The 24,553-nt window shown below is 64.9% G+C and carries 26 protein-coding genes; 14 read left to right on the top strand and 12 right to left on the bottom strand.

Translation table 11 applies throughout. From position 1 onward, the window contains the following. Positions 1-13: 13 nt before the first annotated feature. Positions 14-745: a phosphatase PAP2 family protein gene (locus AM2010_RS02905; RefSeq protein ID WP_082132782.1), complete on the top strand. Its 732-nt coding sequence runs from the start codon at positions 14-16 to the stop codon at positions 743-745. A gap of 6 nt (positions 746-751) precedes the next feature. On the opposite strand, the gene AM2010_RS02900 is transcribed toward AM2010_RS02905, so the two are convergent. From AM2010_RS02900 to AM2010_RS02890, 3 genes are all read right to left on the bottom strand, one after another. Then, positions 752-1,699 (bottom strand): metal-dependent hydrolase, encoded by a 948-nt coding sequence (locus tag AM2010_RS02900; RefSeq protein WP_047805797.1) that lies wholly within the window; start codon positions 1,697-1,699, stop codon positions 752-754. A gap of 157 nt (positions 1,700-1,856) precedes the next feature. After that, complete coding sequence (locus AM2010_RS02895) at positions 1,857-2,891, bottom strand: 2-oxoacid:ferredoxin oxidoreductase subunit beta (protein WP_047805796.1); 1,035 nt, start codon at positions 2,889-2,891, stop codon at positions 1,857-1,859. Further along, positions 2,888-4,822 (bottom strand): 2-oxoacid:acceptor oxidoreductase subunit alpha, encoded by a 1,935-nt coding sequence (locus AM2010_RS02890; protein ID WP_047805795.1) that lies wholly within the window; start codon positions 4,820-4,822, stop codon positions 2,888-2,890. Before AM2010_RS02890 ends, AM2010_RS02895 begins: the two co-directional genes overlap by 4 nt. 176 nt (positions 4,823-4,998) lie before the next feature. Between AM2010_RS02890 and AM2010_RS02885 the strand changes: the two genes are divergently transcribed. Together AM2010_RS02885 and AM2010_RS02880 are read left to right on the top strand one after the other, a co-directional pair. After that, positions 4,999-5,952, top strand: a complete 954-nt coding sequence (locus AM2010_RS02885; protein WP_047805794.1) for an alpha/beta hydrolase — start codon at positions 4,999-5,001, stop codon at positions 5,950-5,952. A gap of 14 nt (positions 5,953-5,966) precedes the next feature. After that, positions 5,967-6,440, top strand: a complete 474-nt coding sequence (locus tag AM2010_RS02880) for an RNA pyrophosphohydrolase (RefSeq protein WP_047805793.1) — start codon at positions 5,967-5,969, stop codon at positions 6,438-6,440. Between the two features lie 34 nt (positions 6,441-6,474). On the opposite strand, the gene AM2010_RS02875 is transcribed toward AM2010_RS02880, so the two are convergent. The 6 genes from AM2010_RS02875 to AM2010_RS02850 all read right to left on the bottom strand — a co-directional run bounded on the left by AM2010_RS02875 (position 6,475) and on the right by AM2010_RS02850 (position 12,320). Next, complete coding sequence (locus AM2010_RS02875) at positions 6,475-6,981, bottom strand: hypothetical protein (protein ID WP_236699392.1); 507 nt, start codon at positions 6,979-6,981, stop codon at positions 6,475-6,477. A 58-nt stretch (positions 6,982-7,039) separates the two neighbouring features. Continuing rightward, positions 7,040-8,221, bottom strand: coding sequence for an RsmB/NOP family class I SAM-dependent RNA methyltransferase (locus AM2010_RS02870; protein WP_047805791.1), 1,182 nt, complete (start codon positions 8,219-8,221; stop codon positions 7,040-7,042). Further along, positions 8,218-8,493, bottom strand: coding sequence for a hypothetical protein (locus tag AM2010_RS02865; RefSeq protein ID WP_047805790.1), 276 nt, complete (start codon positions 8,491-8,493; stop codon positions 8,218-8,220). Before AM2010_RS02865 ends, AM2010_RS02870 begins: the two co-directional genes overlap by 4 nt. An 11-nt stretch (positions 8,494-8,504) precedes the next feature. Next, the gene (gene guaB / locus AM2010_RS02860) at positions 8,505-9,959 is read right to left on the bottom strand and encodes an IMP dehydrogenase (RefSeq protein WP_047807644.1); all 1,455 of its coding nucleotides are present in this window, start codon (positions 9,957-9,959) and stop codon (positions 8,505-8,507) included. A 100-nt stretch (positions 9,960-10,059) separates the two neighbouring features. Then, complete coding sequence (locus AM2010_RS02855) at positions 10,060-11,556, bottom strand: M28 family metallopeptidase (protein WP_053043883.1); 1,497 nt, start codon at positions 11,554-11,556, stop codon at positions 10,060-10,062. Between the two features lie 8 nt (positions 11,557-11,564). Then, positions 11,565-12,320, bottom strand: a complete 756-nt coding sequence (locus AM2010_RS02850) for a 3-hydroxybutyrate dehydrogenase (RefSeq protein ID WP_047805789.1) — start codon at positions 12,318-12,320, stop codon at positions 11,565-11,567. A gap of 109 nt (positions 12,321-12,429) precedes the next feature. Here AM2010_RS02850 and ypfJ point away from each other — a divergent pair, with 109 nt between their 5' ends. Together ypfJ and AM2010_RS02840 are read left to right on the top strand one after the other, a co-directional pair. Next, positions 12,430-13,299 (top strand): KPN_02809 family neutral zinc metallopeptidase, encoded by an 870-nt coding sequence (gene ypfJ, locus AM2010_RS02845; protein ID WP_047807642.1) that lies wholly within the window; start codon positions 12,430-12,432, stop codon positions 13,297-13,299. Further along, positions 13,277-13,933: a hypothetical protein gene (locus tag AM2010_RS02840; protein ID WP_201784028.1), complete on the top strand. Its 657-nt coding sequence runs from the start codon at positions 13,277-13,279 to the stop codon at positions 13,931-13,933. The genes ypfJ and AM2010_RS02840 overlap by 23 nt, the downstream gene beginning before the upstream one ends. 41 nt (positions 13,934-13,974) lie before the next feature. On the opposite strand, the gene AM2010_RS02835 is transcribed toward AM2010_RS02840, so the two are convergent. Then, positions 13,975-15,567, bottom strand: a complete 1,593-nt coding sequence (locus tag AM2010_RS02835; protein WP_047805788.1) for a M56 family metallopeptidase — start codon at positions 15,565-15,567, stop codon at positions 13,975-13,977. Beyond that, positions 15,564-15,953: a BlaI/MecI/CopY family transcriptional regulator gene (locus AM2010_RS02830; protein WP_047805787.1), complete on the bottom strand. Its 390-nt coding sequence runs from the start codon at positions 15,951-15,953 to the stop codon at positions 15,564-15,566. The genes AM2010_RS02835 and AM2010_RS02830 overlap by 4 nt, the downstream gene beginning before the upstream one ends. Positions 15,954-16,058: 105 nt before the next feature. Here AM2010_RS02830 and AM2010_RS02825 point away from each other — a divergent pair, with 105 nt between their 5' ends. Both AM2010_RS02825 and AM2010_RS02820 read left to right on the top strand, forming a co-directional pair. Then, a complete protein-coding gene (locus AM2010_RS02825; RefSeq protein ID WP_047805786.1) occupies positions 16,059-17,216 on the top strand; it encodes an alpha-hydroxy acid oxidase in 1,158 nt (385 codons plus the stop codon). A 50-nt stretch (positions 17,217-17,266) separates the two neighbouring features. Next, a complete protein-coding gene (locus AM2010_RS02820) occupies positions 17,267-17,926 on the top strand; it encodes a peptidylprolyl isomerase (protein WP_047805785.1) in 660 nt (219 codons plus the stop codon). Positions 17,927-17,933: 7 nt separating this feature from the next. Here the strand turns inward: AM2010_RS02820 and AM2010_RS02815 are convergent, their stop codons facing one another. Further along, the gene (locus tag AM2010_RS02815) at positions 17,934-18,359 is read right to left on the bottom strand and encodes a winged helix-turn-helix transcriptional regulator (RefSeq protein ID WP_082132781.1); all 426 of its coding nucleotides are present in this window, start codon (positions 18,357-18,359) and stop codon (positions 17,934-17,936) included. A gap of 42 nt (positions 18,360-18,401) precedes the next feature. On the opposite strand from AM2010_RS02815, the gene AM2010_RS02810 reads away from it, so the two are divergent. The 7 genes from AM2010_RS02810 to AM2010_RS02780 all read left to right on the top strand — a co-directional run bounded on the left by AM2010_RS02810 (position 18,402) and on the right by AM2010_RS02780 (position 24,534). Continuing rightward, on the top strand, positions 18,402-18,998 hold the full coding sequence (locus tag AM2010_RS02810; RefSeq protein WP_047805784.1) for an FMN-dependent NADH-azoreductase: 597 nt from the start codon (positions 18,402-18,404) through the stop codon (positions 18,996-18,998). Between the two features lie 140 nt (positions 18,999-19,138). Then, positions 19,139-19,513, top strand: coding sequence for a glycine zipper 2TM domain-containing protein (locus AM2010_RS02805; protein WP_047805783.1), 375 nt, complete (start codon positions 19,139-19,141; stop codon positions 19,511-19,513). A gap of 106 nt (positions 19,514-19,619) precedes the next feature. Next, positions 19,620-20,399, top strand: coding sequence for an SDR family oxidoreductase (locus AM2010_RS02800; RefSeq protein WP_047805782.1), 780 nt, complete (start codon positions 19,620-19,622; stop codon positions 20,397-20,399). Next, positions 20,396-21,058 carry a cytochrome b/b6 domain-containing protein gene (locus AM2010_RS02795; RefSeq protein ID WP_047805781.1) on the top strand — a complete coding sequence of 221 codons (663 nt, stop codon included), beginning with the start codon at positions 20,396-20,398 and terminating at the stop codon, positions 21,056-21,058. Before AM2010_RS02800 ends, AM2010_RS02795 begins: the two co-directional genes overlap by 4 nt. A 23-nt stretch (positions 21,059-21,081) precedes the next feature. Next, complete coding sequence (locus tag AM2010_RS02790; RefSeq protein WP_047807639.1) at positions 21,082-21,792, top strand: molybdopterin-dependent oxidoreductase; 711 nt, start codon at positions 21,082-21,084, stop codon at positions 21,790-21,792. Positions 21,793-21,927: 135 nt separating this feature from the next. Further along, positions 21,928-23,232, top strand: coding sequence for an SAM-dependent methyltransferase (locus AM2010_RS02785; protein ID WP_047805780.1), 1,305 nt, complete (start codon positions 21,928-21,930; stop codon positions 23,230-23,232). 45 nt (positions 23,233-23,277) lie between these two features. After that, entirely contained in the window at positions 23,278-24,534 is a 1,257-nt protein-coding gene (locus AM2010_RS02780) for an SAM-dependent methyltransferase (protein ID WP_047805779.1), read from the top strand. Positions 24,535-24,553 lie beyond the last annotated feature (19 nt).

Below are 24,553 nucleotides of genomic sequence, written 5' to 3'. Positions count from 1 at the left end.
CGGTTCCCGCTGCATGAGCGGCTCCACGCACGACCGGCGACCTCTGCCCGCCAAGAGCGTTCGTCTGCCCGAGCGTGGATTTGCCGTTGATCGGCGCAAGGCGCTGGCAGCGGGTCTGTTGTGCTGGCTCGGCTTCGCTCTCGTTGTCTGGCTTGTGGCAAGCGGCCATGCGGGCGGCTTCGACCGGGCGGGCCTTCTCCTCGCCCGCACGGGCGACCAGCTCGGCCTGCCCGGGTCGACCCACGTGAGCGAGATCGTGCGCGATATCACTGCGCTGGGCGGCGTGTTCCAGCGCAATCTTTTTGCCGCCGGAGCGTTTGCCGTGTTGTGGTTTCTGCGCCTGCGCCGCGAAGCGGTATTGTTCGCATTCACGGTGGTCGCGGGATGGCTGGTCAACAGCGGCCTGAAACTGCTTGTCGGGCGCGAACGGCCGCAGATCGTGCCGCACCTGATGGAAACGACGGGGCTCAGCTTCCCCTCGGGCCACAGTTTCAACGCCGCGGTCGTCTATATCGCGATGGCCCTCGCCTTCGCCGCACTCGGCCGGCGGCATCCTGTGCGCTACCTGGTTATCGCCGGGGCGATGGGCCTCGCCGCGCTGGTGGCGTGGAGCCGGGTTTTGCTGGGCGTGCACTTCCCGACCGATGTGCTCGCCGGTTGGCTGGGCGGTGCGGGCTGGGCGTTCCTTGCGGCGGCCCTGCTCTATCGCCCTGCGAAGGCGGCAGCAGCTAGCGCGGAACCATAGCGCGCACTAACCGAGCGGCCGGCACCTGACATCGGGCAGTGCGACGCTGAACCTGTCGCGGGCGCGCGGATCGTAGAAACGCGCGTCGCGCAGGATAACCGAACCATTGGGCGCGGATTCCGCAAATGGCGCGCGCGACCAGAACAGGAAGGCGGCGGCTTCCCGGTTCCCCGATAGTTGCTCCGCCTCAGGCAGAACGCACTGCATCGATTGCGAAGTGCTGTATCCGTATTCGTCCGCTGGAGCAGACCAGTCCGAGGATCGCCAGCGTCCGTCCGATGTCCGAATGATCCGCTCCCGCTCCCAGAACGCCAGTGGAACCGGCGCAGCAATGCCGATTTCCGGGTATGGCTCAGCCAGCAGAATTTGCGTTTCACGGTCGAGCCACGAAATCGCCCCGTTCATTCCGACATACACCAGCGCCGCCACCAGTGCGACATGCGCAGGCCGCTTCCATTCCCCGCCTCGCTTCTCGCGCCGGAGCGAAAACCACGTGGCGAAGCCCAGAAGGGCCCAGAGCCAGACGTCGATGATGAACAGCGTGTCGCCATAGAACCAGCGGCTGGAGAACGGTTCGAGCAGGCGAATGCCATAGACGTTCAGCCAGTCGAGCGCCGGGTGCGTCAGGCAGCCCAGCAGGCCAAGGAGATAGAGCCACCTGAAACTGACCGGCAGCCGACCCGCGGGCCGCTTGCCGCGCCGTTCCTGCCATCGGTCAAAGCCGTAGAGCAGACCGCCCAGGATCAGCGGCAACAGGACCCAGGCGATCGGCCCATGCGTGATCCCGCGCCGGAAACCGAGATGCTCGGCCCCGTCGAGCCAGAAGAAGCAGGCCGCATCGACATCGGGCAGGTTCGCGCCGATCACCAGTGCCGGCATGGCCAGCCCGGTCTTTTTCTTGAGCCCCGCCTGCCCGATCAGCGCCCCGACGAGGCTGTGGGTGAGGTTATCCATCAGTCCGTCTTGTGCCGAGACATGGACCACATGTTACACTGTCCAGGCGATAGAAAATTCGCCCCACAACTCGTGTGACGAACTCCGGGACAGATGCGGCTGAAGACACTCATCCGCCCGAGTCTATCGCCCCGAGAACGAGTAGGAAAACGATAATTCAGGCCGGATCCTGCGCGGTGCCGCTGACGGTCCAGGTCTGCCCCTTGCCCAGCAGTCGGGCGAGATCGGGTTCCTTGCCCTCGCTGGCCTTGGCGCGTTCTTCGACAACCGCGGTTTCGAAGGTCGGCCGCGGATCGTCGTAGAGCACGCCCAGCGCCATCGGGAACGGCCCGAACGGCATTTCCACCAGCATGTGCGCGATCGAGCGATTGGCCGCATCGTGCACGATCACCCCGGCCGCTTCCCAATCGCCATCGACGACATCGACCACTTCGAGGCGCAGTCTGTCGCGGTCGAGCGTGATGCCCCTGGTGCCACCGGCGAACAGCATCGGCTCGCCATGTTCGAGCCAGAGCTGCTGCGCCTCCGCCCCCTTGGGCGCGGCGAAATCGTCGAACACGTCCTTGTTGTAGACGATGCAGTTCTGGAAGATTTCGATGAAGGCCGCGCCCTGGTGGGCATGGGCGGCCTTGAGCACTTCGGGCAGCTTCTTCGAAACGTCGAACCCGCGCGCGACGAAGCGCGCGCCCGAACCGAGCGCAAAGGCCGCCGGGCGCGCCGGGTGGTCGTAGCTGCCGAGCGGGGTCGAGGGCGACTTGGTCCCCTCGCGGCTGGTCGGCGAGTACTGGCCTTTGGTCAGACCGTAGATCTCGTTATTGAACAGCATGATCTGCATGTTCACGTTGCGCCGCAGCACGTGCATCAAATGGTTGCCGCCGATCGACAGGCCATCGCCGTCGCCGGTCACCAGCCAGATGTCGAGATCGGGATTGGCCAGCTTCACCCCGGTCGCCACGGCCGGCGCGCGGCCGTGGATCGTGTGGAAGCCGTAGCTTTCCATGTAATAGGGGAAACGGCTGGAACAGCCGATGCCGCTGATGAACACGGTGTTCGCCGGATCGGCCCCGATCTGCGGCAGCGTGCGCTGCACCGCCTTGAGGATCGCGTAGTCGCCGCAGCCCGGGCACCAGCGGACCTCCTGGTCAGTTTCCCAGTCCTTGAGCGTGGTCTGCACGGGGGTCATGTCGTTCATTTCTCGACTCCCACAGGGTTGGGAAGCTGCTCGTCATTGGGTTCCACTTCGCCGCCCTCGTTGCCGGGGATGCCATCGAAGTATTTACCGATCGCCTCTTCCAGCTCGGCGATCTGGAACGGCTGGCCGCTGGTCTTGGTCAGCGGCTGCGCGTCGATCAGGAACTGGTCGCGCAGCACGGTCTTGAACTGGCCCGTGTTCATTTCAGGCACCAGGACTTTATCGAAACCGCGCAGCAGATCGCCCAGATTGGCCGGCAACGGCCAGATATGGCGGACATGGATGTGGCTGACGTCCTGCCCCTTGCGCCGCGCACGGCCGACTGCCTGGTGGATCGGGCCGAAAGTCGATCCCCAGCCGACCACTGCCAGGCGCCCACTCTCGTTGCCGAGGCAGACATCCTGATCGGGCACCGAGACGCCAAGGATCTTGTCCTTGCGCGCATCGGTCATCTGCTGGTGATTGTCGGGCGAATAATCGATGTGGCCGGTATCCACCGCCTTCTCGATCCCGCCGATGCGGTGCATCAGCCCGGGGGTTCCCGGCTTGATCCACGGCCGCGCGCCCTTCCCGTCGCGTTTGTAGGGGAGAAGATCGTCCCCCGCGTTCTTTTCCGTCAGGAAGCTGACGGGGAACTTCTCGTAACTCGCCGGGTCGGGCACTTTCCACGGTTCGGCGGCATTCGCGATATAGCCATCGGTCAGCAGCATGACCGGGGTCATGTGCTCCACCGCAATGCGGCAGGCCTCGATCGCGCAGTCGAACGCGTCGCCCGGGCTGCGCGCGGCGATGACCGGCATCGGTGCATCGCCATTGCGGCCATAGACGGCCTGGTAGAGGTCGCTCTGCTCGGTCTTGGTCGGCAGGCCGGTCGAGGGGCCGCCGCGCTGCGAATTGACGATCACCAGCGGCAGCTCGGTCATGATCGCAAGGCCCATCGCCTCGCCCTTCAGCGCGATGCCCGGGCCGCTGGACGAGGTGACGCCCAGGCTACCGGCATAGCTGGCGCCGATCGCCGCGCAGATCGCCGCAATCTCGTCTTCCGCCTGGAAAGTCGTGACGTCGAATTCCTTGAGCCGCGCCAGATGGTGCAGGATCGCGCTGGCCGGCGTGATCGGATAGCCGCCGAAGAACATCGGCAATTCGGCCAGCTGCGCGCCCGCGACGAGGCCCAGCGAAACCGCCTCGGCCCCGGTAATCGTGCGATAGAGGCCCGGCTCGCTCGGCACCGGATCGATATGGACCTGCTTCAGCGGGCCGGAAAGCTCGGCCGTCTCGCCATAGGCGTGCCCGGCATCGAGCGCCGCGATGTTCGCATTGGCGATATCGGGCTTGCTGCGGAATTTCTGTTTCAGCCAGTCGTGCAGCGGCGCGCGCGGACGGTCGAACATCCACAGCGCCAGGCCCAGCGTCCACATGTTCTTGCTGCGCAGAGCATCCTTCTTGCCCAACCCGAACGGCTTGACCGCCTCGATCGTCAACTCGCTGATGTCGAACGCCAGAAGGTCGAATTTCGCAAGGCTGCCATCTTCCAGCGGGTTGGTGTCGTATTTCGCCTTGTCGAGATTGCGCTTCGTGAACTCTCCGGTGTCGGCGATGATCAATCCGCCGGGCTTCAGCGCCGCCAGGTTCACTTTCAGCGCAGCCGGATTCATCGCCACCAGCACATCGGGGGCATCGCCCGCAGTGTTGATCTGGCGGCTGCCGAAATTGATCTGGAACGCCGACACGCCGAACAACGTGCCCTGCGGCGCGCGGATTTCGGCGGGAAAGTCGGGGAATGTCGCAAGATCGTTGCCCGCAAGCGCGGTCGACAGCGTGAACTGCCCGCCCGTCAATTGCATGCCGTCACCGGAATCGCCGGCGAAGCGCACGACTACGGCGTCGGGGGAATCCGCTTCATGCGGCGTGGCGGCGGCCTGACTAGCCATCGGAATTCCTTTTCGCGCATCGCACACTGGCAATGCAATCATCTCGGGGCCGGCACCTATGCACCCACCCACTCTCCCGCAATGAAGTTTTTCTCCCCGGGGAGCAAAAAGTCGAGTGGAAAAGCACAGTTCGCGCGCTAGGATTGCGAAAAGCAACCGATTTACGGGAGGGGATTATGGCCAGGGCCGATCACTACGTGCGCGGCGACGTGCGCGCATTTCTGGATATGCTGGAACAACTGGGCCGGCCAGGGGTCGAGGAATTGCCGGTCGAGGAAGGGCGCGAAGGGATGCGCACCCTGGGCATGCTGGCCGAAGCCGAGCCACGCGATCTGCCGGTCGTGCGGGATCTTGCCTGTCCCGGCCCGGGTGGAGACATTCCGCTGCGCTTCTACGATACGCGCGAATCGCGCGAACCCGGCCCTTGCGTCATGTTCATCCACGGCGGCGGCTTCGTGATTGGCGATCTCGGGGTGTACCACGCGCTCTGCACCGAAATCTGCCACCTGCTCGATCTGCCGGTGGTGTCGGTCGATTATCGCCTGGCGCCCGAACATCCTTTCCCCGCGGCGCCGGACGATTGCGAGGCCGCGGCGCGCTGGATTGCGAGCAGCCCGGCGGAGCTGGGGCGCGAGTTTACCGGGCTGGTCATCACGGGTGACAGCGCAGGCGGCAATCTGACCATCGTCACCACCAATCAGCTCGGCGCCAATCCGGCCGACGTTCCGGTCATCGTGCAGGCCCCGATTTATCCGGTGGCCGACGACCCGTCGCAATACAGCAGCTTCTTCGACTTTTCCGATGGCTTCCTGCTGACCGGGGCGGCGATGGCATGGTTCACGGCGCAGTATGCCGCCGACCCTGCAGACAAGCGCAACATGCCGATGATCGGCGATTGTTCCGGCACCCCGCCCACGGTGCTCTGCACTGCCGGGCTGGACCCGCTCCGCGATTCGGGTCGCAACTATGCCGCGCACCTGATCGGGCTCGGGATCGATGTCACCTATCTCGAATTCGCCGGGAACATTCACGGCTTCACCACATTGCGAAAGGCGATCCCGAGCGGTCAGGATGATCTGGAATCTTTCGTCGCGGCAATCAAACTGATGCTGACTCGACGAACAAGCTGAGGCAAGGCGTGCGCATGACGGAACTGGGTTATCGCCCCTGCGTGGGCGTCATGCTGGTCAACGCCGAAGGCCGTGCCTTCGTGGGCCGGAGAATCGACAACAAGGAAGGCGACTGGTGGCAGATGCCCCAGGGCGGCGTCGACGAGGGGGAGGATTTGCGCGAGGCTGCCCTGCGCGAATTGGGGGAGGAGACCGGCGTTCGGCCCGACCATGTGACGCTGCTGAAGCAGATCGACGAACCGCTCCGCTACGACCTTCCGGAGGAGCTGATGGGCAAGCTCTGGGGCGGCCGTTATCGCGGGCAGGAACAGGTGTGGTTCCTGGCGCGCTTTTCCGGCACCGATGCCGATATCGACCTGGAAGCCCACGATCCGCCCGAATTCTGCGACTGGAAATGGGTCGACCCGGATCAGCTCCCCGAACTGATCGTGCCGTTCAAGAAGCGCATCTATCGCACTGTTCTGGAGGCGTTTCGCGAGCTGGTGTGAACCGCTTGCTCCCCGATGAGGGGGAGCGACGGGGTCAGTTGGCCTGGGTCACCTGCGCTTCGGGCATGACCGCTTCCGCCGTCAGGACCGGTGTACGCGGTCCGCGTTCGATCGCGGACGCGAGCCGTTGCGCTTCGGCGCAGCTTTCGCCGCACATGCTCTTGAGCTTGGCCAGATTGGCTTTCGCTTTCTCGACTGCGCCCTTTTCCACCAGCGCTTCCCCCTCGCCGGTGATTGCAGCGAGATTGCCCGGATCGCGAACCAGCGCCTCGCGGTAGTAATGGATCGCCTTGCCCTGCAATTCTTCGGCCCGAGCCGCGCGGGCCAGTTCCAGATATGTGGCGGTATAGCCCGGGTCCACGGCCAGGGCCGCTTCGAAGGCGTCGATCGCGCGCTGCGGTTCCTCCGCCTCCAGCGCGGCCCGCCCTTCGGCCATCAGTGCGACCGCACGCGGATCGGCCTCGCGCTCAGCCCCTTGCCCTACGCTCGCGGTGATCGCGACAAATAGCGACAGGGCGGCGGCGGCGGGGGCAAAACGCATGATCGACTCCTGAAAGGACGAGAAAATTGCAGATAGATCGTCTGCCATAACTCTCAGGTTAACACGCCAATCTGGCGCAGGCGACGAAAAATCCGTCGGTATTGTCCCGGCCGGGGGTCAGACGCGTTCCGCCCCCCCGCTGCTTACCGAGCGGAAGGGAAAGGTTTTCGCCGCGCCAATCGCCATGATTGGCGAGGAAACGCGCGATGCGATCGGCCCCTTCCAGATCGAGCAGCGAACAGGTGACGTAGATCAACCGGCCTCCCGGTCGCACGAGCTGTGCGGCCAGGTCGAGCAGGCGATCCTGAACCTGCGCAAATCGGTCGAGCTGTGCCGGATCGAGCCGCCAGCGCGCTTCGGGATTGCGCCGCCAGGTGCCAGTGCCCGAACAGGGCGCATCGATCAGCACCGCATCGGCCTGCCCGACGAAATCGCCCAGTGCCTCCAGCTCCCGCTGGGGATCGAGCAGCACGCTCTCGATCAGTGTCGCGCCCGCGCGTTCGGCACGCGGGGCGAGCCGCGACAATCGGCCGCGGTCGGTGTCCGAAGCGATCAACCGGCCCTGATTATCCATCGCTGCAGCCAGCGCGAGCGTCTTGCCGCCCCCGCCTGCGCACAGGTCGATAACCGTTTCACCCGGTCTTGCATCGACCGCGAGGCATGCAATCTGCGAACCGGTATCCTGCACCTCGATCGCGCCGTCGCGAAATTCGGGCCATTGTTCGACCAGCGTTCCCGTTGCCACCCGCAGTGCGTGCGGCGCAGGTGTGGGTTCGGCGGGTTCGGGCAGCTTCAGCGTCGCCCGCTCGGCCTTGAGCGTGTTGACCCGCAGATCCAGCGGCGCGCGCGCCAGCAGCGCCTGCCCCTCTTCCGCAGCAATGCCGGACGCCTCAAGCCGCTCCACAAGCCACGCAGGCGCGATGCCGCCTTCCGCCACGGCCTCATCCTCCGCGAGCGGCGCGGGGCCGTAATTGGAACCATCGAGTAACGGGCCGATCGTGCCATCGGTTTGCGCCAGCCGCAGCATCGCCGCGCGCCCCGACACCGGGATCGGGCCGCAAGCGCGAATCGCAGCATAGACGAGTTCGCGGATCGCACGCCGGTCCTTCGATCCGGCAAAACGGCTATTGCGGAACCATTCGGCAAGGATGCGGTCGGCGGGCGCGCCGTTCGATTGCGCCGCTGCGATAATCCGGTCGAGCAATTCGATCGAAGTCTGGACCCGCGCGGCAGGCGTCACCGGGACTCCGCCCGTTCTTCCAGACGTCGATCCCATTCCTTGAACAGCTCGGTATATTCGCTGCGAGCCGGGACAGGCAGGCATTCGAAAGCGAAACGCGCACCGCCAAATTCGAATGCATATTCGGCACGGCTGTCGACGTAGTCGTTGCCTGCCTCTTCGCAGGCATCTTCGGTTTCATAGAGAACCGGTCGCCGATCAATGACGAATTCTCCAGAATGGTCCGGGTGCCACATCAGGACGATCAGCATGTAGGGGATGATTTCATCCATTCTCTGTCCCCTCAGCGTGTCGGATAGTTCGGCGCCTCTCGCGTAATGGCCACGTCGTGAACGTGGCTCTCGCTCAATCCGGCATTGGTGATGCGAACGAAGCGGGCGCGCGTGCGCAAATCGTCGATCGTGGCGCTGCCGGTATAACCCATCGCGGCCTTCACCCCGCCGACAAGCTGGTGGACCACGTCGGCTGCCGGGCCCTTGAACGGAACCTGTCCTTCGATCCCTTCGGGCACCAGCTTCATGGCCGAAACGTCCTGCTGGAAATAGCGGTCGGCACTGCCGCGCGACATCGCACCGACGCTGCCCATTCCGCGATAGGCCTTGTAGCTGCGGCCCTGATACAGGAACGTTTCGCCCGGGCTTTCCGCCGTTCCGGCGAGCATGGAACCGACCATGACCGCCGATGCGCCAGCGGCCAGCGCCTTGGCCGCATCGCCGCTGGTCCGCAGGCCGCCATCGGCAATGACCGGAACGCCGGACTTGGCGGCTTCTTCCGCGCAGTCCATGATCGCGGTGAGCTGTGGCACACCGACGCCCGCGACGATCCGCGTTGTGCAGATGGAGCCCGGCCCAATCCCGACCTTGATTGCATCGGCACCAGCGTCGATCAGCGCGCGTGTCGCTTCCGCAGTGGCGACGTTGCCGGCGACGATCTGAACCGAATTGGACAGCTTCTTCGCATTCTCGACCGCCCGCGCCACATCCTTGTTGTGACCGTGAGCGGTATCGATGATGACGACATCCACTTCCGCGTCGACCAGCGCCTGCGTCCGTTCCAGCCCCTTTTCGCCTACGGTCGAAGCGGCTGCGACCCGCAACCGGCCGGCGGCATCCTTGGTCGCGTGCGGATAATTGACCGCCTTTTCGATATCCTTGACCGTGATCAGCCCGATGCAGCGATAATCGTCATCGACGACCAGCAGCTTTTCGATCCGCCGCTGGTGCAGCAGACGGCGCGCCTCTTCCTGCCCGGTGCCCAGCGGCACGGTGGCGAGATTGTCGGTGGTCATCAGTTCGCGCACCGGCTGAACCAGATTCTCGGCAAAACGCACGTCGCGGTTGGTCAGAATGCCGACCAGCTTGCCGCCCCGGTCGGTCACGGGAATGCCGCTGATCCGGTGCTGCTGCATCAGCGCCTGTGCATCGCCCAGCGTCGCCTCGGGCGAAATGGTGATGGGGTTGACCACCATGCCACTTTCGAACCGCTTGACCGCCCGCACCGCAGTGCATTGCTGTTCGACGGTCAGATTTCGGTGAAGCACGCCGATACCGCCGAGCTGGGCCATGACGATCGCCATGTCGGCTTCCGTCACCGTGTCCATCGCGGCCGAAAGGACCGGAATGTTCAGCGCGATCTGGCGCGTCAACTGGGTGCGCGTATCCGCCATCGAAGGCAGGATGTCGCTTTCAGCCGGCCGCAAGAGCACGTCGTCGAACGTAAGACCGAGGGGAATATCGATGGAAGCCACGTAAAAATCTTTCGCCGGGAGAATCGTGGCGGCCCATGTAACCGCATGACAGGGAACCTGCTAGGGGTACGGATCAATTAATCGCGCGCGCTTACTGCTCCGGGCCGGGATAGCTTTCGATACTGGCGAAATGGCGCACCAGTGCCAGGTGCAGCAGGACATCCTCTGCCGCGCCGCCCAGCTCGACCTGATCGTCGGCCACATCGCCCGCGCGGTGGTAGCGTTCGCGCATGAACGCTTCCAATGCCCGCCGATCGGCAAAAGCGGCCGAAACGGATAGCGTGGGGACATCGTGCTGAAGCAGGGTCCAGCCGTCCTGCCGCCGAACGTATCGGTTGGCGTATTCGTGGTCCCCTTCCTCGCGTCCGGTGGAAGCAATGATGCGCCCGACATCGTCGTCTAGCGCGGTCATCGCATGGCCGACTATCGCGACCGGGCCGCCGCGCGGGGCGATCGCCACCGTATCGACGTTGAAGGCGGCGACGATGGTGTCCAGCGGCAAGGCAGGATCGCGAGCGAACGCCCGCGCACCCAGAAGCCCCCATTCCTCGGCAGTCGTGGCGATGAAATAGACATCCCTGTCGAGCTGCCCCTGCTGCCCCGCCAGGCGCCGCGCGACGGCACCCAAAAGAGCAAGGCCGCTGGCGTTGTCGACTGCCCCGTTGCAGATCGCGGCAGGCCGGTCGCCTTCGGCGCAGTGGCCGAAATGGTCCCAATGGGCCATCAGCAGGACGGCCCCGGCATCCGGGCGCGTGCCCGGAAAGCGGGCGATCAGGTTGTGGGTACGCACTTCCGCCTGCAGCGAAGTCGCCTCCAGCCGCGCCTCCAGATCGGTCGGCTGCGGCCGGAAGCCAGCCGTGGCTGCCGCTGCGGAAAGCGACGTAAAACCGTCTGGCCCCAGCAGAGCCTGTGCAGCAGCAGGCGACATCAGCCCGTCCAGCCGAGCCCCGCCTTCGTCGTGAAGCAGGCGGTAGGACCCCTTGCCACGGCGGTCGATCAGCTCGCGCAATTCGGCTTCGTCGGACACCACTGCCAGCACAGCCGCCGCGCCTTTATCCAACAGCGCCTCGTGCTGTTCGATCTTGCGCGGATGATCCCACAGCATCACTGCAATCCGGCCGACCAGTTCCGACTGATCGAGGTCTTCTCCAGCCCTGCCCACGAACACGACGGGGCTGCGCTCCAGCAGTGAACGGCGGCCGGACGTATAGAGCAGCACCGAGCCATCCGGCACCGCAATTTCGCGCCGCCCGCGATAGAAATGCGCGACCGACCGGTCAGGCGTATTCAGCTGCAGCGCGACCGGCGCGAACCAGGGATGGGCCGGATCGTTGGTGCCCGATTCCAGGCCCGCGGCCTGCCATGCCTGCGCCAGATAGCGCAGCGTCTTCGCCTCGCCCGGCGTTCCCGGCCTGCGCCCTTCGAAATCGTCGCCCGCCAGCACGGCGATATCGGCGGCCAGCTCGCTCTCTATCGCGTTAAGGGCATCGGCAGACGTGGGGGCGATGCGCGTGGGGGCGCAGCTTGCGGCCACGAGCACGCATAAAACCGCGAACGTCCGGCGCGCCGCCTGTACCCCCGCCGACATCGATCCTCCTATTCGGCGGTCCAGCCGCCGTCGACGCTCCAGTTAGCGCCCGTGACATTGCCCGCTTCCTTGCGACATAGAAAGACTGCCAGCGCGCCAAGTTCCTCAGGCTGAACAAAACGCTTGGTCGGCTGTTTGGCGAGCAATACGTCGTTGATCACCTGATCGCGCGTCAGACCCCGCGCCTTCATCGTATCGGGAATCTGGTTTTCGACCAGCGGCGTCCAGACGTAGCCAGGGCTGATGCAATTGGCCGTAACCCCGCTTTGCGCCAGTTCGAGGGCAACGGTCTTGGTAAACCCGTCCAGCCCGTGCTTGGCCGCGTTGTAGGCTCCCTTGAATGGGGATGCGGATTTCGAATGGGCGCTGGCGGTGTTTATGATCCGCCCCCACCCCTGCGCCTTCATGTGGGGCACAGCGTGGCGAACGGTGTGGAACACCGCCGACAGATTCAGCGCAATGATCGCATCCCAGCGGGCGACCGGAAAATCCTCGACAGGCGCGACGTGCTGCATCCCCGCATTGTTGACGAGAATATCGACCGCGCCGGCCGCGTCCATCAGCGCATCGCACCCTTCGGCGGTGGTCAGATCCGCGCCGACATGCTCGGCCCCCAGTTCGTCGCACAGCGCGGCGATCGCGTCGTCATCGCCGAACCCGTTGAGGACGATCTGCGCGCCCTCTGCCGCCAGAGCACGCGCGATGGCGAGGCCGATGCCCGATGTCGATCCGGTGACCAGGGCCCGCTTGCCGGTAAGGAACATGTCAAAACTCCGTGGATTTCAACTGCGTCGCGCTGCATAACCGCTTTCGCGACCACAATGCCCTCTGTCCAGAGGATATCGTCGCACAGACGCCGGCAGGGAGGAAATGATGCGGCTCAAACGGTTCAACCCGAATAACATCCGCGTCCGGCAAGGCGGCACGGGCAGAGGGTTTCCCGGCGGCGGCGGGGGCAAAGTGGGTTGCGGATCGCTGGTTGTCGTCGTCATCGCCGCGCTGGTGTTCGGAGTCGATCCGGGGCAGATGCTGGGCACGCTCGACAATGCGCAGCAGTCGGCGCCGAGTGGCCAACAGCAGCAAACGGGCGTTTCTACGACAGAGATCTGCGAACAGAACGCCTATTCGCTCGAAGCCTGCAATGCGCTCGATTCGCTCAACCAGACATGGCAACCCGAATTTGCGCGCGCCGGCATCGCGTTCCAGGACCCACTGTTGGAATTCTATCAAGGCGGCACGCGATCGGGCTGCGGTGCGGCCTCCAGCGGGAGCGGCCCGTTCTATTGCCCGGCGGATCAGGGAATCTACATCGACACCAGCTTCTACGATACGCTCGCCCGGCAGTTGGGAGCCGGCGGCGATTTCACGCGTTATTACGTCATGGCGCACGAATATGGTCATCATATCCAGAACCTGACCGGGTTGGCCGGACAAGTGCGCAGCGCCCAGTCGCAGAATCCGGGCAGCGCAAACCAGTTGCAGGTTCGCATGGAACTGCAGGCCGACTGCTATGCCGGCGTCTGGGCGGGCAAGAACCGCAATCTGATCGAGCCCGGCGACATGGAAGAGGGCCTCCGCGCGGCGAGCGCCATCGGCGACGACACGCTCCAGCAGCGGGCGGGCCAGCGCGCCAACCCGGAAAGCTTCACGCACGGATCGAGCGCGCAGCGTATGGACGCGCTGCGGAGCGGCATGGAAAGCGCCAATGACGCGGTGTGCGATGCCTATTTCCAGACACGTTAGCGCCACCTTCGCACTGGCGGCAGCGCTGATGGCCCCTCCCCTGGCGGCACGGGCGCAAGGGGCGATGAGTGCCGAGCCCGATGTGGAGGATGTCGCGAAGACACCGCTGACCGACCTCAATCTCGCGAAAGACCCGATCCCTGCGGAGCTGGTCGTCGCGGCGGAGGCACCTTACGCCAGCGAAGGGCTCGACAATTGCGGAGAAATCGGCGGCGCCATCGCCGAACTCGACGCGGTGCTCGGCCCGGATCTCGACGTATCGGATAATGACGGCGGTCCGATTTCGGTCGGGCGCATTGCCAAAAGCGCGATCGGTTCGTTCATCCCGTTCCGCAGCATCGTGCGCGAAATTACAGGCGCCGCCGATCATCAGCGGCAATTTCAGGCTGCGATCATGGCCGGCGCGATCCGGCGCGGCTATCTAAAAGGACTGGGTCAGCAGATGGGCTGTTCCTACCCGGCGCGGCCCGCCTTCGCCAAAGTCCGCGTCGACAAGGACGATGGCGTCGCATGGGACGACGAGGATCGCCCCCCCTCGCTCGTCGCGCCGCAGGGATCGCCGCCCGTGGCCAGCGGAACGCCCGGCGAGGTTACCTTCATATCCGAAGCAGTGGTTCAGGACACCGGCGACTAGCAGCCGCCGGTGTCCCGCTCAGGCAACGATCGCCGGCACGGTCAATCGTGTGAGGGCGCTCGTGCAATAGCTTCGTCGATCGACCGCAGGGCCTGCGCACGGATTTCTGCCGAAAGCGCGCGGTCGCTAGCGATCTCAGCCCGTGCCTGGTGCAGTCCGGCGCGCGCCTCCGCACCGATGCGGGCGGTGCAGATACGGATAACCTCGCGGCCACCCTCGCGGCTCTCGTGGACGATCTCTTCGCCGCGACATCCTTCGATCACTTTCGGCGCGCTCGCCATCGCCACACGGACTTCCCGCTCGACGCGTTCGTCAAGACCGTCGAGCTGGCGAAGTTCGGCCTCGAGCCGCGCCATATCGGCCGCAAACTCCGCCTGATCGGCCGCCGACAGGTTCGACATGTCGCGGCGCATCTCTGCCTTCTGGCGCGCTTTCTCCGCCTTCAGGCGTGCTTTGTCCGCTTTCTTGCGGGCCGCATCCAGCTCGACCCTGTGCACATGGATCCGGCGATCATCGCCATCGTTCGTTATGATCCGTTCTACCGTGACATGGCGTTCAGCCTCGCCCGATTGCGGCGCGGCGGGTGCTGGCGGCGCGGGGGGAGCGTCGGGTGCGAGCGGCGCTGCCGGAGGGGCAGGAGGTTCGGGCGCCGCTGGCGGTGCGGGCGGCAGCGGAACTTCCACATCCATGCTCTCGGCATAGGAAATGGTCGCGGTCAGCGGCAGGGCCAGCAGACCGGCGGCAAGAATGGCGCGACCGGCCATGCGGCGGCGCGGAGTAATGTCGTTCATGGTCAGGCTCCTCAGCCGGTGAATTATGGATTTGTCGCCCAGTACCGGGCAGGTCATCGGGGCAGCGAGTGCCACGCGCGGCCCGGCGGCGAAGCTGGCAATCACGCGCCCATATTCCGCCCGCGCCGACCGGTCGCGTGTTTCGATCACGCGGGCATCGCAGGCCGCCTCCTGATCGCGGCGCATGGCCTGCCAGCCGAGGTAGGCGAGCGGATTGAACCAGTGCAGCGCAAACAGGAACTGGGCAGCGAAGTTCGCCAGCAGATCCTGCCCGCGATGGTGCGCCAGCTCATGCGCCAGTGCCAGGTCACGCGCATCGCGGTCGCGCCGGGCCATGAAGCCGGGCGGAAGCGCGACGACTTTGTCCAGCACGCCGAACGCGATCGGTGCCCCCGTCTCGCCGGTTTCGATCAGGCGAACGCGGCCAGCCTCCCCCACCGGCACCGCGTCTGCCAGCAGGATACGGCGCGCACGATGATAGGCGGAAAATCGCAACCATAGGAACCCGGCGGCCCCGACCAGCCACAGTGCAAGCAGGACCGCCGCCCAGGGGATGTTCGGCGATACCGCCTGCACCGGGCCGCTCCCGTCCGGCAGGAGAGAGGGATCGAACGCCAGATGAGCCAACTGGCCGGCCGGCAGGACATCGCCCGGCAGTTCGGCCGGCGACGGCGCCAGCCAGGCGGGCAGAACGATTGGCGGCAGCAGGAGCCGCGCGAAGGGCAGCAGCCACAGGCCATAAGCCGCCTTGGCGCCAAAGTAGCGGGAGACCGGTCGCCGCAGCACCAGGACCAGCGCGATCAGCCCTGCCGTCCAGGCGAGCGTTTCGATCAGCCAGCTCATTGCCGCAGCTCCTTCAACAGGGCTTCGATCTCGGCAAGATCGTCATCGGTCAGCGCCTCTTCCTGCGCCAGATGGGCAAAGAGCGGGGCTGCGCGGCCGCCAAATAGCCGTTCGACCAGTCGCCGCGATTCATCGCCAAGGTAATCGGATCGTTCGAGCAGGGGGGAATAGAGAAAGCGGCGGCCATCGGGCCGGGTGGCGACCGCCTGCTTCGACACGAGCCGCGACAGCAGCGTCTTCACCGTTGGCAGGCTCCACCCGCGCTGTTCGCAAACGGCGGCGCAGACTTCCGCTGCAGTGAGCGGGCTCTTGTCCCACAACACTTCCATCACCGCATGCTCGGCCTCGCTGATGCGATCGGGCCTGTCATCATCGGGTTTAGCCATCGAACCCTCCCTCGCCTACATCTGTAGGCATGACGATTACGTTTGTAAACATTAAGCGTGGATGAACCGATTGGCGGCGCGCGATGTCGCTGGTAGAGCCGGATTATGCGTCTGTCGGGCTGCCACAATTTCGAGGATCTGCGCCAGCTCGCGCGCCAGCGCCTGCCCTGGCCGGTGTTCGATTATATCGACGGCGCTGCCGACGACGAGGCGACCAAGGCGCGCAACACCGCCGCCTTCGACGATGTCGACCTGGTGCCGAACGTTCTCGCCGGGGTCGCGCAGATCGACACCGGCTGCACCATCATGGGGCGGCATAGCGCCCTGCCCCTGATCCTGAGCCCGACCGCGCTGCAGCGGGTTTTCCATTGGCAAGGGGAACGCGCAGTGGCCCGTGCCGCCGAACGGTTCGGCCTGTGGTTCGGCATTTCGAGCCTCGCGACTGTGAGCATCGAGGAAATTGCAGCGCTCGTTTCCACGCCCAAGATGTTCCAGCTCTACGTCCACAAGGATGCCGGCCTCAACACCTCGATGATCGATCGCTGCAAGGCTGCGGGGTTCGATGCGCTGACGCTGACGGTGGATACGATCGTTTCGGGCAAGCGCGAACGCTGCCAGCGAAGCGGCTTTACCACGCCGCCCCGCTTCACACCGTCAGCCATCTGGTCTTACGCCACGCGGCCGCGCTGGACTCTCGATTATCTGTTGCGCGAGAAGTTCCGCCTGCCCAACCTCGACACCCATGTCAGCGAAGGCACAGGCAGGGCGGTAAGTATCGCCGAGTATTTCAACACAATGCTCGACACAGCGATGGATTGGGACACCGCCGCGCGCATTCGCCAGGACTGGGGCGGCACGTTTTGCCTGAAAGGCGTGATGAGCGCCGCCGACGCGCGAAGGGCGGTCGAGATCGGGGCCGATGCGATAATGGTGTCCAACCACGGCGGTCGCCAGCTCGACGGCAGCCGCGCCCCGTTCGACCAGCTTGCCGAAATCGTCGACGCGGTCGGCGGCGAGATCGAAATCATCTGCGATGGGGGCGTGCGCCGGGGAACGCATGTCCTCAAGGCGCTGGCCAGCGGCGCCAGCGCCGCGTCGGGCGGGCGGCTCTATCTTTATGCGCTCGCCGCCGCCGGGCAGCAGGGGGTCGAACACGCGCTGACCCTGCTGCGCGACGAGATCGAGCGTGGGATGAGGCTGATGGGTGTCACGCACGTCGATCAGCTCGACCAGGCGATGCTACGCAGCCGCCAGCGTCGCTGACTGCGGATCGCGACCTGTGCCGGAAAGCCCGGGGGCGCTAGGATGGCGAGATGTTCAAACGATTCGCCCTTCTCGCAGCGCCGTTCGCACTCGTCACCGCAGCAAGCGCGCAGCCGGATCCGACGACCGCTCCACCGCCGGAGCCGGCCCAAACCCACCAGACCGCGCTGGTCGTGATCGAAACCGAATTGGGCGCCATTACCGCGCAGATCGAAACAGAGCGCGCACCACTGACCGCTGCGAACTTCCTCCGCTATGTCGATGAAGGGCGTTTCGACGGGATTGCCTTCTACCGCGCGATGTCGCTCGAGTGGGGGGAACAGCCCAATGGGTTGGTCCAGGCCGGAACCCAACACGATCCCGACCGCGTTCTGCCGCCAATCGCCCACGAACCGACCAGCGAAACCGGCGTGACCCATATGCGCGGCACGCTGTCGATGGCCCGCAATGCGCCCGGAACGGCGACTGGCGATTTCTCGATCATGTTGCAGGAACAGCCGGGTATGGATGCGGACCCGGCGTCCGATGATCCCGAACTGCGCGCCGGCTATGCCGCGTTCGGACAAGTGGTGGAAGGGATGGCTGTGGTGGAGGCAATCCACGCCGCGCCGACCGACCCCGACAAGGGCGAAGGATGGATGAAAGGCCAGATGCTCAGCCCGCCGGTCAAGATCCTGACGGTACGCCGGGTGCCTGCCGGCGAGGGCTGATCCGCAATCAGATCGCGCGCCGGTCGAATTCCGTGCGCGCTGCGTCGATCGTCTCGCGATTGGCCATCGCCCAACTGCCGAGCGCCAGAACCGGTTCGCGCAAAGAACGCCCCAGTTCGGTCAGCGAATAATCCACCCGCGGCGGCACGCTGGGGGTGACCGCGCGCGATACCAGGCCGTCCCGCTCCAGCGCGCGCAGGGTGCGGGTGAGCATCCGCTGCGAAATACCGTCGATCGCGCGGCGCAACTGATTGAACCGCACCGGGCCATCCGCAAGGACCATCACCACCTGCATCGACCACTTGTCCCCCACCCGGGCCAGAATGTCGTTCACCGCCTGACAGCGACCGGCGACATGATCGGTCACGGTCACATCGGTGTGCCCTGCGAACGGCAATGTGCCTTCTTGCGCGGATGTAGTGATAGTATCCATATGCGCCCTAGTTATCATTCGTAACCAGGGAATCAAAGAGCTATGCAAATCCTTCGTATCGACAGCGCATCGACCGGCGAAAACTCGGTCAGCCGCGTTCTGACCCAGGCCACAGTCGATCATTTCAGGGCGGCCCATCCCGAAACGACTGTGATTGAGCGCGATCTCGTCGCCGACCCGCTGCCGCATATCGACGTGGCGCGCACCGGCGCAATCCGTCAGCCGCCCGAAACGCACGATGCCGCAATGGCGGCAGTTTTTCCCGAGGAACGCGCGGTGCTGGAGGAATTTCTCGCCTCCGACATCGTGATCGTGGGGGCGCCGATGTACAATTTCTCCATCCCCAGCCAGTTGAAGGCGTGGATCGACCGGCTTGGTGTCCCCGGCGTCACTTTCACGTACAAGGATGGCGCGCCGCAGGGGCTCGCCGGCGGTCGGCGGGTGATCGTGGCTTCGGCGCGCGGCGGGGCCTACGAGATGGGCGGCCCGGCGGAACATCAGGAAACGCTGCTGCGCGATTTCTTCGGCTTCATCGGCCTGCCGGACGTGACGTTCATCCGCGCGGAGAAGACCGGCTTCGGTGCGGAGGTGCGCGATCAGGCGATTGCGGATGCCAGGGAGCGGATCGCGCAGCTCTGACGCCATTGTAACGGCCCACCGCACGCTCGCATCGTTTTGACCGGCATCCTCCTCGGCCGCCGATTTGTTCATCTGAGGTTGGGGATCGATGAACGAACTGGGCCGTAATGGCTCTGCAAGCCCAGTTAGGGAGTCGAAAGATGAAGAAGACACTGTTCGCAATCGCTGCCGCTTCGATGGCGGTCACCGCAACCCCGGCAATGGCCGATCCGCCGCCGTGGGCACCCGCGCATGGCAAGCGGTACAAGGATTCGCGCTACGATGATCGCGGTCGCTATCACGAACCGCGCCGGATCACGCGCGATTCGCGTATGTGGCGCGGGCGCGACGGGCGCTATTATTGCAAGCGTGACAATGGCACGACCGGGCTCGTCATCGGGGCCGGCGTGGGCGCCCTTGCCGGCCACGAAATCGCCGGGAACGGCGGGGACCGTACACTGGGCGCAATTCTGGGCGGTGCCGTGGGTGCGGTCATCGGTCGCGAAATCGACCGCGGAACGCTCAAATGCCGCTGAGTTGACGGGCTTCGGCCCGCCATACGACCTTCCGAAGACGCGCCGTTTACCCGAACGGCGCGTCTTTTGCTTTGACCGCCGACCTCGCTGTGCTTGAGTGAGGGCGATGAGCGAACTCCATCATCACCGGCCTGCTGTCCTGATCACCGGCGCTGCCAGGCGCATCGGGGCCGAGATCGCGCGGCATTTCGGTGCGGCAGGCTGGCATGTCGTGGTGCATTTCCACCGCTCCACCGCCGCAGCGGATGCGCTGGCCGCCGCCCTCCCCTCGGCCGAGACGGTGCAGTGCGATCTTTCCGACAGCGAGGCGGCAACCCGGCTGATCGGCGATCTCGCCGGCCGGCTTCCGGACTGGCGCGTCCTGATCAATTCCGCGTCGGTATTTCGGCCGGACGACGTGCGTGCGCTCGATCCGTCCACCTGGTCGGACGCAATGGCGATCAACGCCCTCGCCCCCGCGCGCATGGCCCAGGCATTTCTCTCTCAGGCACAGGCGGCAGAGGGGCGGCGGGTGATCCAGATCACCGACCAGAAGCTGGCCAACCCCAACCCCGATTTCTTCAGCTATACCATGAGCAAACACGCCGCCGCGGCCACCGTGCCGATGCTGGCGATGGGGGCAGCCCGGGCGGAAGACCGGGTCTATGCCCTGGCACCGGGCGCCATCCTGCCCAGCCACGACCAGAGCGAGGCCGAAACCGACCTGTCGCACCGCCTCAACCTCTTGCGGCGCAAGACAGGGGCGGACGAGATTGCCCAGGCCTGTCTGTGGCTGGCGCGGGGCTGGCTGGCGAACGGTGAGACACTCTACGTCGACAGCGGCCAGCATCTGCTCTCGCAACCGCGCGACGTGATCTACCTCGCCCGCGAAGGCACGGCCGGGTGAAACGGCACGCCTTCTCGACCCGGCTATGGCACTGGCTCAACCTCGTCTGCGTGGTCGTGCTGTTCATGTCCGGCCTCAATATCTCCAATGCCCACCCGCACCTTTACTGGGGCGACTGGGGCTTCGATCCGCGTGACGCCTGGCTCAGCGTGCCGCGCTTCCCCGGATGGATGACGATACCGGGACACTATAGCCTCGGGGCCGCGCGCGACTGGCACATCCTGATGGCCTGGCCGTTCGCACTGGGCCTGCTGTTCATGTGGATCGCAATGCTCGCCAACCGGCATTTCCGGCGCGATATCGCCACCTCTCGCAGCGAATGGCGCTGGCGCTCGATCCGGGCCGAAGTCGCCGCCCATCTGCGCCTCGATTTTCATCACGGCCGGGGTAAGTACAATTTCCTGCAGAAACTCGCCTACGGTCTCGTACTCGGCGTTCTGCTGCCGTTGATGATCGCGACCGGCATGGGGATCAGCCCTGGCTGGGAACCCCATTTGTCGTGGCTGATCGAAGGCATGGGCGGCAGGCAGTCGGTACGCTCGATCCATTTCCTCGCCGCCTGGGCGCTGTTTGCCTTCTTCGCGATCCACGTCGCCCTCGTCCTTCTGTCCGGCCCCTTCCGGCAGATCCGCAACATGATCACCGGGGGCCGGGAGTGAGGCGGCGGAACGTTCTGATCGGAATGGGCGCCGCCATCACCGCCGGCTGCTCCAGGATTGCCGATAGCACACCTGGCGCGAAGGCCCTTGCCGCGGCCGAGGACTGGCATCGCAAGGCCCAACGGCTGTTCGCCGCCCGCACCGCGCTGGCCCCCGAATACGATCGCTCCGCGATTTCTCCGAGCTTCCGGGGGAACGGCTCGCTTACGGTGGACAGCGACGCCTATCGCATGGCCCTGGCGCAAGGATTTGCCGACTGGCGGCTCGAAGTGCGCGGGCTCGTCCGCCATCCGCTGTCGCTGAGCATGGACAACATCCGCCGCCTGCCGCAGCGGACCCAGGTCACCCGGCACGATTGCGTCGAAGGATGGAGCGCAATCGGCGAATGGACCGGGCCGCAGCTCGGCACCATTCTGGAAGGTGCGGAGCTTTTGCCGGAGGCGAAATACATCGTCTTTCGCTGTGCCGACCGGTTGCGCGGCGCGCCTTATTACGAAAGCGTCGATCTGATCGATGCCTATCACCCGCAGACGATCATCGCCCATCGTCTGAATGGCGAACCCCTGCCGGAACGCAACGGCGCGCCGCTGCGCGTGCGGATAGAACGGCAACTGGGATACAAGCACGCCAAGTATCTTACCACGATCGAAGCCGTCGCCAGTCTGGAGGACATCGGCCGGGGCGAAGGCGGATATTGGGAAGATCGCGGCTATCAATGGTACGCCGGGGTCTGAGGACGTGGCGCAAAAGCCCGGCCCTGCCAACCGGCGCGTTATCACCGGCGCAGATCGGCAAATCTCCCTCCATCGTTGACAGGGCCCCGTCCCGCGGGCGAAGCCAGAACGGAAACTAGGGGAGATACGGCCGCAATGTGGTTGCTCGACAAATTCCTGACCAAGGTAATCAAATGCGGCCAACTGGTCGTGACCGACCACGACGGCAAACAGTACAGCTACGGATCGCCCGCTGAAAGCGCGGACGCCCGCGGCCCGATCCACATCACCCTGACGGACAAGCGCGCCGCCGGCCATATCGCCCGCTATCCGCAGCTCGGTGCGGGTGAGGCCTATATGTGGGGCTGGCTGGTGGTGGAGCCGCCGCACGACATCCGCGACCTGGTGCTGTTCGTTACGGAAAACTCCAAATCCATCGGCGACCGGGCGATCCAGTCGCAGGGTGTCCTGCGCAAGGCCGCGCAGAAGGCGATTGCTAAGCTGGACGGGATCAATCTTCGCGGGAAAGCGCGCGCCAATGCCGAACACACCTACAACCTGACGCGGCAACTGTACGAACGCTTCCTTGACGAAGATCGTCAGTACACCATGGCCTATTACCGCGATCCGTCGAACACCCTGGAACAGGCGCAGATGGACAAGAAGGCGCACATCGCCGCCAAGCTCCATCTGGAACAGGGCAAGTGCGAAGGGATGCGCGTGCTCGATATCGGCTGCGGATGGGGCGGTCTCGCGCTCTATCTGCACAAGATGTACGGCGTGGAAGTGCTCGGCATCGCCCTCGCGCCCGACCAGATCGCCTTCTGTCAGGAACGCGCGAAGGCCGAAGGGGTGGACGACAAGGTCAAGTTCGCCCTGACGGACTATCGCGATGTCGAAGGGCAGTTCGACCGGATCACCAGCGTCGGCCTGCTCGAACACGTCGGCACGATCCACTATCCGCAATTCTTCCAGCACACGCACAAGCTGCTCAAGCCTGATGGCGTCATGTTTAGCCATTGTTGCGGCCGTGCGGGGCCTCCGGGGTTCACCGACGCCTGGACGCGCAAATACATTTTCCCCGGCGGATATATCCCGGCGTTGAGCGAACTGGTGACCGAAAGCGAGAAGGCAGGCTGGGAAGTCGCCGATGTCGAGGCGATGCGCTTCCACTATTCGCACACACTGGAAGAATGGTACGCCCGCACGGTCATGCACAAGGAAGAGATCGTCGAGATGTACGACGAGACGTTCTATCGCATGTGGCTGTTCTATCTCGCTGGGGCCGAGCAGAGTTTCCGGCACGGCAATATGGTCAACTGGCAGGTTCAGTATGTGAAGGATCGCGGGGCGATCCCGATGACCCGCGATTATATGTACGAAGAAAGCGCCCGGCTGCGCGATCGCGGGGAGGTGCCCACCTGGCGTTACGATCCTGCCCTGCGCGAGGCGGCAGAATAAAGGCCTCTTTTCGAGCGCGGCAAAGGGCATTATTCGTATCAGGCGATGAATGCCGCATCGCTCTTCGACAAAGTCATCGGCCGGGCAATAAAGTCCGGCCAACTGACTGTGGTTCACGCAGATGGCCGCCGGGCGCAGTTTGGCGAACCCGCACCCGGCTTCCCGGATGTCGCGGTCCGCTTCACGGATGCGCGGGCGGTGCGCGATATCCTGCTCGATCCGCGTCTGGGCGCAGGCGAAACGTTCATGGATGGCCGCCTTGTGATCGAACAGGGCGACGTGATGCAGCTTGTCCAGCTCATCCGGATGAACGCCCCCTGGGAAGCGAATGCAGACCTGCGCGGTGCCAGCCCGCTGCACCGCCTGCGCAATTCGATCGGCTTCGCGGTCGAATCGTTCAACCAGTCGCGATCGTCCCGCCGCAACGTCGCCCACCACTACGATATCGGCAACGCGCTTTACGAAATGATGCTCGATGCCGAGCATATGCAGTACAGCTGCGGCTATTGGCCGCGCGAGGGCATGACCCTGGCCCAAGCGCAAGAAGCCAAGCTGGCGCATATCGCTGCGAAGCTGGCGATTGAAGATGGCCAGGCCGTGCTCGATATCGGATGCGGCTGGGGCGGAATGGCGATCTATCTCGCGCGCCACTTCGGCGTGCGGATCACCGGCATCACACTCAGCGAAGAACAGCTCGCCCTCGCCCGCAAGCGCGCGGATGCGGCGGGCGTGGCCGATCGCGTCGATTTCGCACTGATCGATTATCGCGAACTTGCCGAACGCGGCGAACGCTACGACCGGATCGTTTCGGTCGGAATGTTCGAACATGTCGGCCGGCCGCAGTTCGAAACGTTCTTCCGTGCCTGCGCCACCATGCTGGCGAACGACGGTGTCATGCTGCTCCACACGATCGGGCGAATGGGCGGCCCCGGCAGCACCGACGCATTCACGCGCAAGTACATCTTCCCGGGCGGCTATATTCCCGCGTTGAGCGAAACGGTCGCGGCGAGCGAGAAAGTCCGCCTGATCGCCTCCGATGTCGAGACGCTGCGTTTGCACTACGCCCATACGCTGCGCGCCTGGTACGCCAATTGCGAAGCCCGGCAGGCGGAGATCGAGCAACTGTTCGATGCGCGGTTCTACCGCATGTGGATGTTCTATCTCGCCGGGGCGACCGCCGCTTTTGAGAGCGGCGGGATGTGCAATTACCAGATCCAGTTCATCCGCGACCGTCATGCGCTTCCCCTCGCGCGCGATTACATTGGAGAGGCCGAAGTCGGGCTGCTCGGCTCCGGCTCCTGACGCACGCCCTGCCAAGGCG

Source organism: Pelagerythrobacter marensis (assembly GCF_001028625.1).
Taxonomy (GTDB): Bacteria; Pseudomonadota; Alphaproteobacteria; order Sphingomonadales; family Sphingomonadaceae; genus Pelagerythrobacter; species Pelagerythrobacter marensis.
Note: the sequence above shows the minus strand (reverse complement) of the source record. Positions and strands in the feature narration are given on the sequence as shown.